The sequence below is a fragment of the Pseudomonas sp. LBUM1640 genome (assembly GCF_059716225.1).
Genome location: NZ_CP166816.1, coordinates 5,292,564 through 5,308,653, shown reverse-complemented (window position 1 = coordinate 5,308,653; position 16,090 = coordinate 5,292,564). Strand labels below are relative to the sequence as shown.

The following is a 16,090-nucleotide window of genomic DNA, read 5'->3' as shown; positions in this document are numbered from 1 at the left end:
AGAGCTTTATGAAATTGCTGGTAGTGGAAGATGAGGCGCTGTTGCGTCATCACCTGTTCACCCGCCTGACAGACAGTGGGCACGTGGTCGAGGCCGTGGCCAATGCCGAGGAAGCCCTGTACCAGACCGGGCAATTCAACCACGACCTGGCCATCATTGACCTGGGTCTGCCCGGCATGGGTGGCCTGGACCTGATCCGCCAACTGCGCAACCAGGCCAAGACCTTTCCGATTCTGATCCTCACCGCGCGCGGCAACTGGCAGGACAAGGTCGAAGGCCTGGCCGCCGGCGCCGACGACTACGTGGTCAAGCCGTTCCAGTTCGAAGAGCTGGAGGCGCGGATGAACGCCTTGCTGCGCCGCTCCAGCGGTTTCACCCAGTCGACCATTGTCGCCGGGCCCTTGCTGCTGGACCTTAATCGCAAGCAAGCATCGCTGGACGAGCAGCCGTTGGCGCTGACGGCCTACGAGTACCGGATTCTCGAATATTTGATGCGTCACCACCAGCAAGTCGTCGCCAAGGACCGCTTGATGGAGCAGCTCTACCCCGATGACGACGAGCGTGATCCGAACGTGATCGAAGTGCTGGTCGGGCGCCTGCGTCGCAAGCTGGAAGGTCCGGCCGGGTTCAAACCGATCGACACGGTGCGCGGCCTTGGCTACCTGTTTAATGAGCGCTGCCGTTGATTCGCTCGTTACGTGTGCGCTTGATGCTGGCGGCCACCACCCTGGCCGTGCTGTTTATGCTGGGCTTATTGCCCGCCATGCAAGGGGCGTTCAGCCTGGCGCTGCAGGATTCCATCGAGCAGCGCCTGGCCTCTGACGTCACTACGCTGATATCGGCGGCGCGGGTTGAAAACAACCGTTTGTTGATGCCGGCGCAGTTGCCGGACGAACGTTTCAACCTCACCGACAGCCGCCTGCTTGGCTATATCTACGACCGTGAAGGCCACCTCGTTTGGCGCTCACGGGCGACCCAGGAAGAAAACATCAACTACAAGCCGCGCTACGACGGGCGCGGTAACGAGTTTGCACGCATCCGCGAGGCCAATGGCCAGGAGTTTTTCGTGTATGACGTCGAGGTCAAGCTGCTGGGCGGCAAGAGCGCGGCGTTCAGTATCGTCGCCCTGCAACCGGTGCGCGAATACCAGCTGACCCTCGAAGGTCTGCAGGAGAACCTCTACCTCGGCTTCGGCGCGGCCTTGCTGGTGTTGCTGACCCTGTTGTGGCTGGGCCTGACCTGGGGCTTGCAAGCCCTGCGGCGGTTGAGCCAGGAACTTGACCAGATCGAAGGCGGCACCCGCGAAAGCCTCTCCGAAGAACACCCTCGCGAACTGCTGCGCCTTACCGGCTCGCTTAACCGTTTGCTGCACAGCGAGCGCGAGCAGCGTGCGCGCTATCGCGATTCCCTGGATGATTTGGCCCACAGCCTGAAAACCCCACTGGCGGTGTTGCAAGGCGTGAGTGAAGACATGGCCCAGCGCCCCGAAGATCGCGGCCAGGCCTGGGTGCTGCAATCGCAGATCGAGCGCATGAGCCAGCAGATCGGCTACCAGTTGCAACGCGCCAGCCTGCGCAAAAGTGGCCTGGTACGCTACCAGGTGCGTTTGGAGCCGGTGCTGCAAAGCTTGTGCGACACCTTGGACAAGGTCTACCGCGACAAGCGCGTGACGGTGACGTTTGATTTGCCACCAGAGTGCGACCTGCCGATTGAGAAGGGCGCCTTGCTCGAGATGCTTGGCAACCTGTTGGAAAACGCTTACCGCCTGTGCCTGAGCGAAGTGCGCATCAGCCTGACGGAAGATCTTGAAGGCACTGAGCTGTGCATCGAGGATGACGGCCCTGGCGTGCCGCCTGATCAGCGTGCGCGGATTCTGCAAAGGGGCGAACGGCTGGACCGCCAGCATCCGGGGCAGGGCATCGGTTTGGCGGTGGTCAAGGACATTATCGAAAGCTACAGCGCGCGGCTGACTCTTGGGGATTCACCGCTGGGTGGCGCGGCGTTCAAGATTCACTTTCCGGCCTTGTGATCTCTGTTGACTCCACTGGCCCCTTCGCGAGCAAGCCCGCTCCCACATTCGACCGCATTCCTACAGGATAAACGCGGTTAAATGTGGGAGCGGGCTTGCCCGCGATGAGGCCCGGCCAGGCAACACACCTCTAACTCTCTTGGGCCCGATACGCCCCCGGCGTCAGCCCAGTCCACTTCTTGAACGCCCGATGAAACGCCGACGGTTCGGAAAACCCCAATTGCTCGGCGATCTCCTGCAAGGACAAATCCGCCCGCCCCAAATGGTAGATGGCGATGTCCCGCCGCAACTCATCCTTGAGCGCTTGAAAACTGGTGCCTTCCTCACGTAAATGCCGGCGCAGGGTTTGCGGGCTGATGTGCAGGTGCTGCGCAACGGCTTCCAGGTCTGGCCAGGGCGTGCGGTCGCGGCTGAGTAAGCGGCGCAGCTGGCTGCTCAAGCTGTCGCCTTCATCCGGCCGCGACAGCAGGTCGGCGGGGGAATGCTCGAGAAAGTGTTTAAGGGTGCGTTCGTCCTGCAACAACGGCAGGCTCAGGTAGCGCGCGGGAAACACCAGGCTGCTATGCGGCGCGCCGAATACCTGGGGGCAGGGGAAGAGCAGGTCATATTCGCCGGCATGGGCCGGCGTCGGGTAGCTGAAGGTGGCCTGGTGCAGCCGAATACGCTGGCCAATCAACCAACTGCCCAGGCGATGCCAGATCACCAGCAGGCATTCGCTGAGGAAGTGATCCGGGTCCCACAGCTGCGAATCGTCCAAGCTCAAGCGGGCCATGTCGCCTTCTCTTGTCAGCTGCCAGCGCGGACCCTGTGGGAATAGGCTATAAAATAATAAGCCGCGCTCCAGAGCCTTCTCCAGGGTGCGGCAGTGAATCAGCGCGTGGCACATCATGGCGAAGGTGCCGCGCTTGCTCGGGCCTTCGGCAAAACCCAGGTATTCGTCGTCCAGCGCCAGCCAGAGCATTTGCAACAGCCGGGTAAATTGCTCGGGGGCGATGCGGGCGCGGGGTTCGGTGAGTAACTCCGGGGTAATGCCCACCTGCAGCAGCAGGCCCGAGTAGTCGTAGCCCGCCCGGCGCGCACCGCCGAGGGCGGCACGAGCGTAGTGACTGGCGATGGTACGTTCACGCATGTGAGGGCCTCGTCCATGGAGTGGCGGATGGTAGCCATCGCTCGGGAGGGCGGCAAGGCGGATATCCGCCAAATTGTAGGACGAGATCAGGTCGGGTGGCGGGTTTCCGCCGCCTTCTTGGCTGCACTGATGGGCCCATGTAACCCCTCAGCCCTGATGTCTAAAGGCCTTCAGGGTTTTCAAGCAAAGTGGCACGGCGTTTGCGATAAGTATTACAGCGCAGGTTGTTTCCTACAGACCTCGCAAACAACAAATCCCTCCAGTGCAGGAGGGTTCGCAATTCAAGTGTCGTGGGCAATGGCGGATATTTGCCACACGGTGCGATTGAGGAACTTTGCAATGACGACTCGTCAGCCAATCTACAAATCCCTGTATTTCCAGGTGATCGTTGCAATCGTTATCGGTATTTTGCTCGGTCACTTCTACCCGCAGACCGGCGTGGCCCTCAAGCCACTGGGTGACGGCTTTATCAAGCTGATCAAAATGGTCATCGCCCCGATCATCTTCTGCACCGTTGTCAGCGGCATCGCTGGCATGCAAAGCATGAAATCGGTCGGCAAAACCGGCGGCTACGCGCTGCTGTACTTCGAAATCGTTTCCACCGTCGCCCTGCTGATCGGCCTGATCGTGGTGAACGTTGTGCAACCGGGCGCCGGCATGCACATCGACGTCGCCACCCTGGACGCCTCGAAAGTCGCGGCCTACGTGACTGCCGGTGCAGACCAGAGCATCGTTGGCTTCCTGCTTAACGTGATCCCGAACACCATCGTCGGTGCGTTTGCTACCGGCGACATCCTGCAAGTACTGATGTTCTCGGTGATCTTCGGTTTCGCCCTGCATCGCCTGGGTGCCTACGGCAAGCCGGTGCTGGACTTCATCGATCGCTTCGCCCACGTGATGTTCAACATCATCAACATGATCATGAAGCTCGCGCCAATCGGTGCCCTGGGCGCCATGGCGTTCACCATCGGTGCCTACGGTGTAGGTTCGCTGGTGCAGCTCGGTCAGTTGATGATCTGCTTCTATATCACGTGCCTGCTGTTCGTGCTGGTGGTGCTGGGTGGTATCTGCCGCGCTCACGGGTTCAGTGTGATCAAACTGATCCGCTACATCCGTGAAGAGCTGCTGATCGTACTGGGTACTTCTTCCTCCGAATCCGCACTGCCACGCATGCTGATCAAGATGGAGCGTCTGGGCGCGAAGAAATCCGTAGTTGGCCTGGTAATCCCGACCGGCTACTCGTTCAACCTCGACGGTACGTCGATCTACCTGACCATGGCTGCCGTGTTCATCGCCCAGGCGACTGACACCCACATGGACATCACCCACCAGATCACCCTGTTGCTGGTGCTGCTGCTGTCCTCCAAAGGCGCTGCAGGCGTGACCGGCTCGGGCTTCATCGTTCTGGCTGCAACCCTGTCGGCCGTTGGCCACCTGCCGGTTGCCGGCTTGGCGCTGATCCTGGGTATCGACCGCTTCATGTCTGAAGCTCGCGCACTGACCAACTTGGTGGGTAACGCTGTTGCCACGCTGGTTGTGGCCAAGTGGGTCAAGGAACTGGATGAAGACAAGCTGCAGGTAGAATTGGCTTCCGGTGGTCGCGGTATCTCCGACACCCGTGAAGAAGATGACCTGGGTGTGGCTGAAGGCCCGGCTCCTGTTGTGAAGTAACTGTAGTGAAATAACCATGCTCAGGGCGTGATAAACCCCTAAAGCACTGCAAACGCCCCGACTTGTTCGGGGCGTTTGCGTTTCTGGCGGGTCACTTTTGGTATTTTTTGATTTACAGTCAGTCACCACTTCATCAGTCGACCTGGGTGACCTGCGCAGATGAAACTCGCGTTGGCTTACCCGTTCTATAACTCATTATTCAGTCGGTTATTTACGCCGCATCGCGTGCAGGAGTTGTGATGGACAGTGTGGATCTGAATGTCTTGCGCAGCGTGCTCGATTGGCGCCGCGCCGGGCATCGAGTGGTGCTTTACAGTGTGGTTCAAACCTGGGGCAGTGCGCCGCGTCCGCCTGGGGCGATGTTGGCCTTGCGGGGTGATGGCGTGGTGATTGGGTCGGTGTCCGGTGGCTGCATCGAGGATGACTTGATTGCCCGCTTGCAGGACGGTCGCTTGCCGGATGACGGCCCGCCGGTGCAGTTGGTGACCTACGGCGTCACCCGTGATGAAGCGGCGCGTTTTGGCCTGCCGTGCGGCGGTACGTTGCGCCTGACCGAAGAGCGGGTAGGTGACTGGCACTGGGTCGCACAATTGCTGGAACGTTGTGAGGCGCACGAAATTGTCGCCCGAGAACTGGACCTGGCCACTGGCAGCGTGAGCCTGGGCGTTGCGAGCAAGACCGATGTCGTGACCTTTGATGGCGAGCGCCTGCGTGCCATCTATGGCCCCCGTTGGCGTTTGTTGCTGATCGGTGCGGGCCAGTTGTCGCGCTACGTGGCCGAGATGGCGCGGTTGCTGGATTTCGAAGTGCTGATCTGCGACCCGCGCGAAGAATTCGTCTATGGCTGGGAGGAGCAGCATGGCCGCTTTGTGCCGGGCATGCCGGATGAGGCGGTGCTGAATATCCAGACCGATGAGCGCACCGCCATCGTCTGCCTGACCCACGACCCGCGCCTGGACGACATGGCGCTGCTGACAGCGTTGAACTCGAGCGCATTTTACATCGGTGCCCTCGGTTCGCGGGTCAACACCCAAAAGCGTCGGGAAAACCTGGCGGCGCTGGGTTTGTCGGCGCAGGCGATTGCGCGTTTGCATGGGCCGATTGGTTTGCATATCGGCAGCCACACGCCGTCGGAGATCGCACTGTCGTTGATGGCGGAAATCGTCGCGATCAAAAATGGCGTGGCACCGGTGCAAAAGAAGCCGTTGCCGGTAGTGGCTCAATGACGGTTACCGCGATTGTGTTGGCGGCCGGGCAGGGCAGTCGTTTTCGGGCTGCGGCGGGGGCCGATAAAGATAAGTTGTTGGCCGACTGCGTAGGCTTGGATGGGGTGATGCGACCGGTGATCGAGCAGGTTCTGGTGAATTTGCCCGAGTGTGTGGCTGTGCGCTGGGTGGTGACATGGCCGGATCGGCATGAAGTGATTCGCCTGGCGCGGGCCTACGGTTGCGAGGTGTTGCTGCTGCACTCCGCTGGGATGGGCGACAGCATTGCGGCGGCAGTCGCGGCCAGTGCTGAGTCTGATGGCTGGTTGGTGGTGCTGGGGGATATGCCGTTTATTCAATCGTCGACTATTGAACGGGTAGTTGGCGCGCTGACGGCAGATGGCATTAGCGTGCCGGTGCAGGCGGGTGGTTACGGGCATCCGGTGGCGTTTGGCCGGGCGCTTGGGTCGTCCTTGATGGCGCTGACGGGGGATCGCGGGGCCAAGCCGTTATTTGCCTGTGCGACGGTGAGCGAGGTCCAGGTTAGCGATCCCGGTGTGCTTTGGGATGTGGACCTGCCGCAGAGGTTAAGTTTCAGCACGGACTAATTGTGGGAGCGGGCTTGCTCGCGAACGCGGTCGATCAGTCACCCGATTCATTGGCTGGCATTGCGCGTTCGCGAGCAAGCCCGCTCCCACAGTTGATCTCCACACGTCTCAAATCAATCGCCCATAAAAAAGCCCCGCCTGATCACTCAGGCGGGGCTTTTTAGTGGCGGATGGAATCAGACGAGGGGTTTAGGCTCGTGCTCTGCTTCCAGGGCCTTGTGCTCTACCGATACTTCAGCAGCAGCGTGCTCAACCGCGATTTCAGTAACCGGGGCTGGCGCTTCAACGACGGCCGGTGCGGCAGCCGCTGCAGCGGCGGCTGCCTCAGCTTCCTTGCGACGGCGACGCACTTCACGTGGGTCGTTCGGCGCGCGGCCGTTTTCGGTCAGGGCGCTGGCAGGGGCTGCTTCAACCACCGGGGCGGCGACTTCGGCAACCACTGGCGCTTCAACCACTGGCGCAGGCTCGGCAATCACAACTGGAGCGGCTTCAGCCACTTCAGCAACCGGTGCTGGCGCTTCTTCGACCACAGGGGCAGGCGCTGGCGCTTCAACGGGGGCGGCAGGCTCGGCAGCCCATTGGAAGGCGGTCTGTTCTTCGCGAACTTCACGCACTGCCGGGGCAGCTTCTTCGACAACCGGCGCTTCAACCACGGCTTCAACCACTGGCTGAGGCTCAACCACCGGTGCAGGCTCTACAGCAGCCACTTCCACTTCGGGTTGGGCTTCACGAACCGGCGCCACTTCCACTTCCGGAACCACTGGGGCTTCGATTGGAGTCGTGGCTTCGACGGCAGGTGCTTCAACAACCGGCGCTTCAACCACTGGGGTCTCGGCAACGGGTGCTTCTACAACAGCGGTCTCTTCGACAGCAGCCGTAGCGCGTTCAGCTTGCTCGTGAGCCTGGGCTTCAGCAGGTGCGCTGATGACCGAGCTGGCAACAGCGGCTGTCACCGCCAGGCCGGCAGCCAATTCGGCGCCAGTCGGTTCGGTGGTAGTGGCTTCTGCGTTTTCGCCGGTCTCTTCCGAGCCTTCGATCACATTGCCGTTGGCATCACGTTGACGCTCGCGACGGTTGCTGCGACGACGCTGGCCACGGGAGCGGCGGCGTGGACGATCGCCTTCGGCGTTGTCCTGGCCGTCTTCCTGCAGTTGCTCTTCGCCGGTCAGTACCTCTTCTTCGCTGGCGGCAGCGGCTTGCTCGGCGCGTGGTTGGCGCTCTTCACGCGGTGGGCGCGGTTGGCGCTCTTCACGTGGGGCACGCTCTTCACGCGGCTGACGAGCCGGGCGCTCTTCGTTGGTCGCGTCGCCAGCAATGGCCGGTGCGGCATCCAGCGGCTCACGCAGTTCACGCACACGTTCTTCACGCTCGCCACGTGGCTTGCGGTCTTCACGTGGTGCGCGCGGGGTGCGGGGTGCGCGCTCTTCACGCGGTGCACGTTCTTCACGGGCTACGGCTGGGGTTTCTTCGCGGGCTTCGCGCGGTGCACGCTCTTCACGGGGTGCGCGTTCTTCACGCGGCGCACGTTCTTCGCGAGGCTTGCGCTCTTCGTCACGGCGACCGTTGCGGTTACGGCTTTGCTGACGACCGTTGCGACGCTCTTCGTTACGCGCCGGGCGCTCGGTGGCTGGTTTTTCAACCACAACCGGAGCAACAGGCTCTTCTTTGGTGGCGAACAGGCTGACCAGCGACTTCACCAGGCCTTTGAACAGGCTTGGCTCAGGCAGGGCGACCGGTGCGGCAACTGGTGCAGCGACTTCAGCAGGCACCGGTGCGTTGGCGCGAGCAGGCGCAGTCTTCACGGCCGCTTCCTGGCGAACCAGGGTGCGGGTCGCGGCGGCTGGCTGGACTTCTTCCACTTCAGCGGCGGCTGCCGCGATTTCGTAGCTGGATTGGCCGCTGTGCGCTTCCGGGCTGTCATCACGCAGGCGCTGCACTTCGAAGTGCGGCGTTTCGAGGTGATCGTTCGGCAGGATGACGATACGGGCACGGGTGCGCAGTTCGATCTTGGTGATCGAGTTGCGTTTTTCGTTGAGCAGGAAGGCTGCAACCGGGATCGGCACTTGCGCGCGGACTTCGGCGGTGCGGTCTTTCAGAGCTTCTTCTTCGATCAGGCGCAGGATCGCCAGCGACAGCGATTCAACGTCACGGATGATGCCGGTGCCGTTGCAACGCGGGCAGACGATGCCGCTGCTTTCGCCCAGTGATGGGCGCAGGCGCTGACGGGACATTTCCAGCAGGCCGAAGCGCGAGATGCGGCCGACCTGGACGCGGGCACGGTCAGCTTCCAGGCATTCGCGGACTTTCTCTTCCACGGCGCGCTGGTTCTTGGCGGGGGTCATGTCGATGAAGTCGATGACGATCAGGCCGCCGATGTCACGCAGGCGCAGCTGGCGGGCGATTTCTTCAGCCGCTTCCAGGTTGGTCTGCAGGGCGGTTTCTTCGATGTCGCTGCCTTTGGTCGCACGCGCCGAGTTGATGTCGATGGACACCAGGGCTTCGGTCGGGTCGATCACAATGGAGCCGCCGGAAGGCAGTTCGACCACGCGCTGGAAGGCGGTCTCGATCTGGCTTTCGATCTGGAAACGGTTGAACAGCGGAACGCTGTCTTCGTACAGCTTGATCTTGCTGGCGTACTGCGGCATCACCTGGCGGATAAAGGTCAGGGCTTCGTCCTGGGCTTCAACGCTGTCGATCAGCACTTCGCCGATGTCCTGGCGCAGGTAATCGCGGATGGCGCGGATGATCACGTTGCTTTCCTGGTAGATCAGGAACGGCGCGGAACGATCCAGGGACGCTTCTTTGATAGCGGTCCACAGTTGCAGCAGGTAATCGAGGTCCCACTGCATTTCTTCGCTGCTGCGGCCAAGGCCTGCAGTGCGCACGATCAGGCCCATGTCGGCAGGAGCGATCAAGCCGTTCAGCGCTTCACGCAGCTCGTTGCGCTCTTCGCCTTCGATGCGACGGGAGATACCGCCGGCACGCGGGTTGTTCGGCATCAGGACCAGGTAGCGGCCAGCCAGGCTGATGAAGGTGGTCAGGGCGGCGCCCTTGTTACCACGTTCTTCTTTTTCGACCTGAACGATGACTTCCTGGCCTTCGCTCAGGACGTCCTTGATGTTTACGCGGCCTTCAGGGGCTTTCTTGAAGTATTCGCGGGAGATTTCTTTGAGGGGCAGGAAGCCGTGGCGCTCGGAGCCGAAATCGACAAAGGCAGCCTCAAGGCTTGGTTCGATGCGAGTAATACGGCCTTTATAGATATTGGCCTTCTTTTGCTCGCGTGCACCGGATTCGATGTCCAGGTCGTAGAGGCGTTGGCCATCTACCAGTGCAACACGCAACTCTTCGGGTTGAGTTGCGTTAATCAGCATTCTTTTCATGTTGTACCGTCGGTTTCCGGGCTGCCGGAAACGGCGTTCGGCACACACGACTTCTCACGGTCGGTGTCAGGTGCGTCAAGAGTGGTTGGCCACTCCAGTGTCCAGCAATAACGAGCCAATTGGGCCGGTATCGCGACGGACGCGTCCTGCTTGTTAGCGGTGGTGACAAAGGCACCACTTCAACAAAAGCTAAGGTCAGGAGGAGGAATCAACCGGCGACTGTGGACGAGATGAAGCGTCTAAATATAAGCCTAGTGCTACACGGTCCGACGGTTGTGCATCTCCACCCTACACGTATCCCTGATAATTCGGGTGCTGCCGCGCGCAGAATCCGCAGCGGGTTGGCATTTACCGTGTACTCCAATGGGGAGTCCACGCTCATGGCTAAACAAGACTAGGTGTGGGCGACTGCGCTCTCACTCAGCTCTTAACAGGCGTTGTTTCCGAAGCATTCGCCATGGTCTGGCTCAAGACTGACTGCACTTTGTGAACTGGCCGTAAATATCGGCGCGGAATGCGAGTATTCACTCTGCTTTCTGCACTCGCTTCAGGCCTCATGTCACCTGCGCTTGTTACAATCTCGAGCCTTCCAAGGTGGCGAAAGCCCCGTAGGACGGCCTCGCGTCCTGATGAATTGCGATGGTCAGGGCCGGCAGTTTGCCGCAAGTCCTCTGTCCAGGCCGCTTTTGGCGGCGTTCGCGACTATAGCAGCAATGATTAAGTGCTTCAATTCCATAAAAATTGTTATCATCGCCGGCATGACGACTACCGCCCCCCAGACCCCCAGCGTCCAGCTGCTCGAGGTCTCGCCGGAATATGCCGGCCAACGCATCGACAATTTTCTCCTGGCCAGGCTCAAAGGCGTGCCCAAGACCCTGATTTACCGCATTTTGCGTAAAGGCGAAGTGCGCGTGAACAAGGGCCGCATCAAGCCCGAGTACAAGCTGCAGGCGGGCGATATCGTCCGTGTGCCGCCGGTGCGTGTGCCTGAACGTGACGAGCCCGTGCCGCTGGCTCAGGGCCTGCTGCAGCGGCTTGAGGCGTCGATTGTCTTCGAAGATAACAAGCTGATCGTGATCAACAAGCCCTGCGGCATTGCGGTGCACGGCGGCAGCGGCCTGACGTTCGGCGTGATCGAAGCCTTCCGTCAGTTGCGCCCGGACGCCAAGGAGCTGGAGCTGGTCCACCGCCTGGACCGCGACACGTCCGGCCTGTTGATGATCGCCAAAAAACGCAGCATGTTGCGCCACCTGCACACCGCCCTGCGTGGCGATGGTGTCGACAAGCGCTACATGGCGCTGGTGCGCGGCAACTGGGCCAGTTCCATCAAGAGTGTTCGTGCGCCGTTGCAGAAGAGCAACCTGCGCTCCGGCGAGCGCATGGTCGAGGTGGACGAGGAGGGCAAAGAAGCCCTGACCCTGTTCAAGGTGCTGCGCCGCTTCGGCGACTTCGCGACCATGGTCGAGGCTAAGCCGGTGACCGGGCGTACCCACCAGATTCGTGTGCACACCCTGCACGCAGGCCACTGCATTGCCGGCGACACCAAGTACGGTGACGAGGATTTCTCCAAGGAAATTCGCGACCTGGGCGGTAAGCGCCTGTTCCTGCACGCCTACATGCTCACGGTGCCGTTGCCCGATGGTGGCGAGTTGAAGCTGCAGGCGCCGGTCGATGAGATGTGGGCCAAGACCGTGGAGCGTTTGAGTGTCGCACCTTGATTACAAGCTGCTGATTTTTGACTGGGACGGCACCCTGTGTAATTCCATTGGTCGGATCGTCGATTCAATGCACGCAGCCTCGACCCGCTCGGGCTTCGAGTTGTGCACTGATCTGGCGGTAAAAGGCATTATCGGCCTGGGTTTGCCTGAGGCGATCCGTACCTTGTACCCCCAAATCAGCGACGCTGAGCTGGTGACCTTCCGCGACCATTACGCTGATCACTATATTGCGCTGGAGGCCACGCCTTCGCCGTTGTTCGACGGTGTAGTGCAGTCGCTGCAAGCGTTGCGCGCCGAGGGCTATCACCTGGCCGTGGCCACCGGCAAGGCGCGTCGCGGGCTTGATCGGGTGCTCAAGGCGCATGGCTTTGAAGACTATTTCGACATCACTCGCGCCGCAGATGAAACCGCCAGCAAACCCCATCCTCTGATGCTGGAGCAGATCCTGGCGCATTGCGGCGTAGCGCCGCGCCAGGCCTTGATGGTGGGCGACGCGTCCTTCGACCTGATGATGGCGCGCAACGCAGGCATGGACAGTGTGGCGGTCAGCTACGGCGCGCAGGCTGCCGAGGCTTTGCAGCAATACGAACCGCGGCTGACGATTGATCATTTTTCTGAACTGCAGGCCTGGCTCAGCCGGGCCCAATAAGTCTTTGCTGGGGTTGATGGCATGAGTGATGAGTGGAAAGCGCCCGAAAAGGCCGAGAGTGGTGATGATAAAAGCTGGAAGCTGCTGGAGAAAACGCTCCTGGCTGGCGTCCAGGAGCAGCGCCGTTCGCGGCGTTGGGGGATTTTCTTCAAGCTGCTGACCTTTGTTTACCTGCTCGGCATGCTGGCGCTGTTCAGCCCGCTGATGGACATGGAGAAAAGCGCCACCCGTGGCAGCCATTACACTGCGTTGATCGAAGTGCGTGGGGTGATTGCCGACAAGGAGTCCGCCAGTGCCGACAATATCGTCAGCAGCCTGCGGGCCGCGTTTGACGACCCCAAGGTCAAGGCTGTGATTCTGCGTATCAACAGCCCGGGCGGCAGCCCGGTGCAGTCGGGCTATGTGTATGACGAGATTCGCCGCCTGCGCGCACTGCACCCCGATACCAAGCTGTACGCAGTGATCTCTGATCTGGGCGCCTCGGGTGCCTACTACATTGCCAGCGCCGCGGACCAGATCTACGCCGACAAGGCCAGCCTGGTTGGCTCCATTGGTGTGACAGCGGCGGGCTACGGCTTTGTCGGCACCATGGAAAAGCTCGGTGTGGAGCGTCGCACCTACACCTCGGGTGAGCACAAGTCGTTCCTGGACCCGTTCCAGCCGCAAAAGGCCGATGAAACCCAATTCTGGCAGGGCGTGCTCGACACCACCCACCGTCAGTTCATTGCCAGCGTAAAGCAGGGGCGTGGCGATCGTCTGAAAGATAAAGACCATCCGGAGTTGTTCTCCGGGCTGGTGTGGTCGGGTGAGCAGGCGTTGCCGCTGGGCTTGATCGATGGGTTGGGCAGTGCCAGTTCGGTGGCGCGGGATGTGATTGGCGAGAAGGAGCTGGTGGACTTCACGGTTGAGGAATCGCCGTTTGATCGTTTCTCCAAGAAGCTCGGCGCCAGCGTGGCTGAAAAGCTGGCGCTGTATATGGGTTTCCAAGGCCCGACCTTGCGCTGAGATTTCAATTTTGTCGTAAATCAAAATGTGGGAGCGGGCTTGCTCGCGAATACGGTGGATCAGTTACAGATGTATTGACTGATACGCCGCCTTCGCGAGCAAGCCCGCTCCCACATTTGGTTTTGTGGTGGGCCTAAGGGATTTGCACGCCTTCAGCCAGCAGCATGTCCACCAAGCGAATCAGCGGTAAGCCTATCAGGCTAGTGGCGTCCGGCCCTTCAGTGGTCTGAAACAGGCTCACACCCAGGCCTTCGGCCTTGAAGCTGCCGGCGCAGTCGTACGGCTGCTCGATACGCAGGTAGCGCTCGATGCGCTCCACGTCCAATACGCGCATCTGCACGGTAAACGGCACGCAGTCGACCTGGCAGTGCCCGGTCTCGCTGTTAAGTAGTGCCAGACCGGTGAGGAAGCTCACGCGCTTGCCGCTGGCCGCCAGCAATTGTTCGCGGGCATTTTCGAAGGTGTGGGGTTTGCCGATGATTCGCCCGTCCAGTGCGGCCACCTGGTCCGAGCCGATGATCAGGTGCCCTGGATGGCTGCCGGCGAGGGCGCGGGCTTTCTCTTCAGCCAGGCGTTTGACCAGCTCGATGGCGGATTCATTTTCGCGATGGCTTTCGTCGATGTCCGGCGAGCTGCAGATGAATGGCAGGTGCAGGCGGCTCAGCAATTCCCGGCGATAAACCGAGCTGGATGCGAGTAATAAAGGCAGCATGGGCGTCTCCTTAAGGCAGTTGGAGATTCTAGCGAGGCGACCCGCTGACGCACAGGGCTGAATTTCCTTTGACATGGCTGGGTGCATCCCTATAATGCTGCGCCTATGTTGAATGACCCGATTCCACCTCACGTTGACCCGCGCAAATTGGCAGATCGTGGCACCACCCTTCAAGGTGAATTGCTGCTGGCCGATTTGGAGAGACTCTGCGACCCGCTTTCCGACACTGTCGGTACGGTGCAGGCGAAATTCGTTTTTGAACGAGATGAACGTAAATCTGTGGTAATTCACAGTTTTATCGACACCGAAGTCAAAATGGTTTGCCAGCGTTGTCTTGAGCTGGTCACCCTGCCGATTCACAGCGAATGCAGTTACGCTGTGATGAAAGAGGGTGCGAATACCCAGTCGTTGCCGAAAGGTTATGACGTGCTGGAACTGGGCGAAGATCCTTTGGATCTGCATGCACTGATCGAGGAAGAGCTTCTGCTCGCCTTGCCCATTGTGCCTGCTCATCATCCGGAAGAATGCCAGCAGCCGGAGGGTCTCGATGACGAGGCCGAGCCGAGCGAGGACGAGGTAACGCGGTCCAACCCGTTCAGTGTATTGGCGCAGTTAAAGCGTGACCCAAACGTTTAGGAGTTAATCAATTATGGCTGTTCAGCAGAACAAAAAATCCCGCTCTGCCCGTGACATGCGTCGTTCGCACGATGCCCTGACGGCAAGCACTCTGTCTGTAGAAAAAACCACCGGTGAAATTCACCTGCGTCACCACGTATCGCCAGAAGGTGTATACCGTGGTCGTAAAGTGATCGACAAGGGCGCTGACGAGTAATCACTTGTCTGCTCAAGTCATCGCGATTGACGCAATGGGCGGGGACTTCGGTCCCCGCAGCATTGTTCAGGCCTGCATTGCCAGCCTGTCTGCAACGCCCTCGCTGCACCTGACCCTCGTCGGTCAACCCACCCTTCTTGAAGAACTGATTGCCAGCCATCCGGCGGTGGATCGCGCGCGCCTGACGATTACGCCAGCCAGCGAAACCATCAGCATGGATGACAAGCCGGCGGCAGCCCTGCGTGGCAAGCCCGACTCGTCAATGCGGGTGGCCCTTGAATTGTTGCGCGATGGCAAGGTGCAAGCCTGTGTCAGTGCTGGCAATACCGGGGCCCTGATGGCGTTGTCGCGGCATGTGCTCAAGACGCTGCCCGGGATTGACCGGCCGGCGATGGTCGCGGCAATCCCCACGCAGAAAGGCTATTGCCAGCTGCTGGACCTGGGCGCGAACGTCGATTGCAGTGCCGAGCACCTGTTCCAGTTCGCCGTGATGGGCTCGGTGGCCGCTGAGGCATTGGGCGTGACCCGCCCGCGGGTGGCGTTGCTGAATATCGGCACCGAAGACATCAAGGGCAACCAACAGGTCAAGCTCGCCGCCACGTTATTGCAAGGTGCGCGGGGCCTGAACTACATCGGCTTTGTCGAAGGCGACGGTGTGTACCGGGGCGAAGCCGATGTGGTGGTGTGTGACGGGTTTGTCGGCAATATCCTGCTCAAGTCCAGCGAAGGCCTGGCGACCATGATCGCCGCGCGTATCGAGGCTTTGTTCAAGCAGAACCTGGCCTCACGCATGGTCGGCGCCTTGGCGCTGCCGTTGATGCGTCGCTTGCAGGCTGACCTGGCGCCGGCGCGGCACAACGGGGCGAGCTTTTTGGGGTTGCAGGGCATTGTGGTGAAAAGCCATGGTTCGGCGGGCGTGCAAGGCTTTCAAAGTGCGATTGCGCGGGCGCTGATCGAGATCCAGGAAAACCTCCCGCAACGCCTGCGCGGCCGTCTTGAGGATCTGTTGCCTTAGGCGAATCGGCCCGGGAGTGCTTAAATGTGACCGGCCAGTTCAATTGACCATCCAATCTGTCAGTTTCGTGCGCTCCCACCCTTGGGTTCATCTCAAAATCGGGGGCGTTTATTTTGACGACCAGATCATTAGGGGCT

Annotated in this window: 14 protein-coding genes; 11 read left to right on the top strand and 3 right to left on the bottom strand. The window is 60.6% G+C overall.

Going from position 1 to position 16,090, the window contains the following annotated elements:
- Positions 1–8: 8 nt before the first annotated feature.
- Together ACA065_RS23380 and ACA065_RS23375 are read left to right on the top strand one after the other, a co-directional pair.
- A complete protein-coding gene (locus ACA065_RS23380) occupies positions 9–686 on the top strand; it encodes a response regulator (protein WP_497691713.1) in 678 nt (225 codons plus the stop codon).
- Complete coding sequence (locus ACA065_RS23375) at positions 683–2,029, top strand: ATP-binding protein (protein WP_497691712.1); 1,347 nt, start codon at positions 683–685, stop codon at positions 2,027–2,029. Before ACA065_RS23380 ends, ACA065_RS23375 begins: the two co-directional genes overlap by 4 nt.
- Before the next feature lie 130 nt (positions 2,030–2,159).
- On the opposite strand, the gene ACA065_RS23370 is transcribed toward ACA065_RS23375, so the two are convergent.
- On the bottom strand, positions 2,160–3,158 hold the full coding sequence (locus ACA065_RS23370) for an AraC family transcriptional regulator (protein ID WP_497691711.1): 999 nt from the start codon (positions 3,156–3,158) through the stop codon (positions 2,160–2,162).
- 339 nt (positions 3,159–3,497) lie between these two features.
- Here ACA065_RS23370 and ACA065_RS23365 point away from each other — a divergent pair, with 339 nt between their 5' ends.
- The 3 genes from ACA065_RS23365 (at position 3,498) to ACA065_RS23355 (ending at position 6,642) form a co-directional block, all read left to right on the top strand.
- Positions 3,498–4,829, top strand: a complete 1,332-nt coding sequence (locus ACA065_RS23365) for a dicarboxylate/amino acid:cation symporter (protein ID WP_497691710.1) — start codon at positions 3,498–3,500, stop codon at positions 4,827–4,829.
- A gap of 239 nt (positions 4,830–5,068) precedes the next feature.
- Complete coding sequence (locus ACA065_RS23360; protein WP_497691709.1) at positions 5,069–6,055, top strand: XdhC family protein; 987 nt, start codon at positions 5,069–5,071, stop codon at positions 6,053–6,055.
- Positions 6,052–6,642, top strand: coding sequence for a nucleotidyltransferase family protein (locus ACA065_RS23355; RefSeq protein WP_497691708.1), 591 nt, complete (start codon positions 6,052–6,054; stop codon positions 6,640–6,642). Before ACA065_RS23360 ends, ACA065_RS23355 begins: the two co-directional genes overlap by 4 nt.
- Before the next feature lie 176 nt (positions 6,643–6,818).
- On the opposite strand, the gene rne is transcribed toward ACA065_RS23355, so the two are convergent.
- Positions 6,819–10,022, bottom strand: a complete 3,204-nt coding sequence (gene rne, locus ACA065_RS23350) for a ribonuclease E (RefSeq protein ID WP_497691707.1) — start codon at positions 10,020–10,022, stop codon at positions 6,819–6,821.
- A 758-nt stretch (positions 10,023–10,780) separates the two neighbouring features.
- Here rne and rluC point away from each other — a divergent pair.
- Genes rluC through ACA065_RS23335 form a run of 3 tightly spaced genes read left to right on the top strand, consistent with a single transcriptional unit; the run spans position 10,781 to position 13,394 of the window.
- Positions 10,781–11,740: a 23S rRNA pseudouridine(955/2504/2580) synthase RluC gene (gene rluC, locus ACA065_RS23345; protein ID WP_071483181.1), complete on the top strand. Its 960-nt coding sequence runs from the start codon at positions 10,781–10,783 to the stop codon at positions 11,738–11,740.
- Positions 11,727–12,389 (top strand): HAD-IA family hydrolase, encoded by a 663-nt coding sequence (locus tag ACA065_RS23340; RefSeq protein WP_497691706.1) that lies wholly within the window; start codon positions 11,727–11,729, stop codon positions 12,387–12,389. The genes rluC and ACA065_RS23340 overlap by 14 nt, the downstream gene beginning before the upstream one ends.
- A gap of 21 nt (positions 12,390–12,410) precedes the next feature.
- Positions 12,411–13,394: a S49 family peptidase gene (locus ACA065_RS23335; protein ID WP_497691705.1), complete on the top strand. Its 984-nt coding sequence runs from the start codon at positions 12,411–12,413 to the stop codon at positions 13,392–13,394.
- 133 nt (positions 13,395–13,527) lie between these two features.
- On the opposite strand, the gene ACA065_RS23330 is transcribed toward ACA065_RS23335, so the two are convergent.
- A complete protein-coding gene (locus ACA065_RS23330) occupies positions 13,528–14,106 on the bottom strand; it encodes a Maf family protein (RefSeq protein WP_497691704.1) in 579 nt (192 codons plus the stop codon).
- 105 nt (positions 14,107–14,211) lie between these two features.
- Here ACA065_RS23330 and ACA065_RS23325 point away from each other — a divergent pair, with 105 nt between their 5' ends.
- From ACA065_RS23325 to plsX, 3 genes are read left to right on the top strand one after another with little or no spacing between them, the layout of a single operon-like run.
- Entirely contained in the window at positions 14,212–14,742 is a 531-nt protein-coding gene (locus ACA065_RS23325; protein WP_497691703.1) for a YceD family protein, read from the top strand.
- Positions 14,743–14,755: 13 nt separating this feature from the next.
- A complete protein-coding gene (gene rpmF, locus ACA065_RS23320) occupies positions 14,756–14,938 on the top strand; it encodes a 50S ribosomal protein L32 (RefSeq protein WP_008152339.1) in 183 nt (60 codons plus the stop codon).
- 4 nt (positions 14,939–14,942) lie between these two features.
- Positions 14,943–15,953, top strand: coding sequence for a phosphate acyltransferase PlsX (gene plsX, locus ACA065_RS23315; protein WP_497691702.1), 1,011 nt, complete (start codon positions 14,943–14,945; stop codon positions 15,951–15,953).
- Positions 15,954–16,090 lie beyond the last annotated feature (137 nt).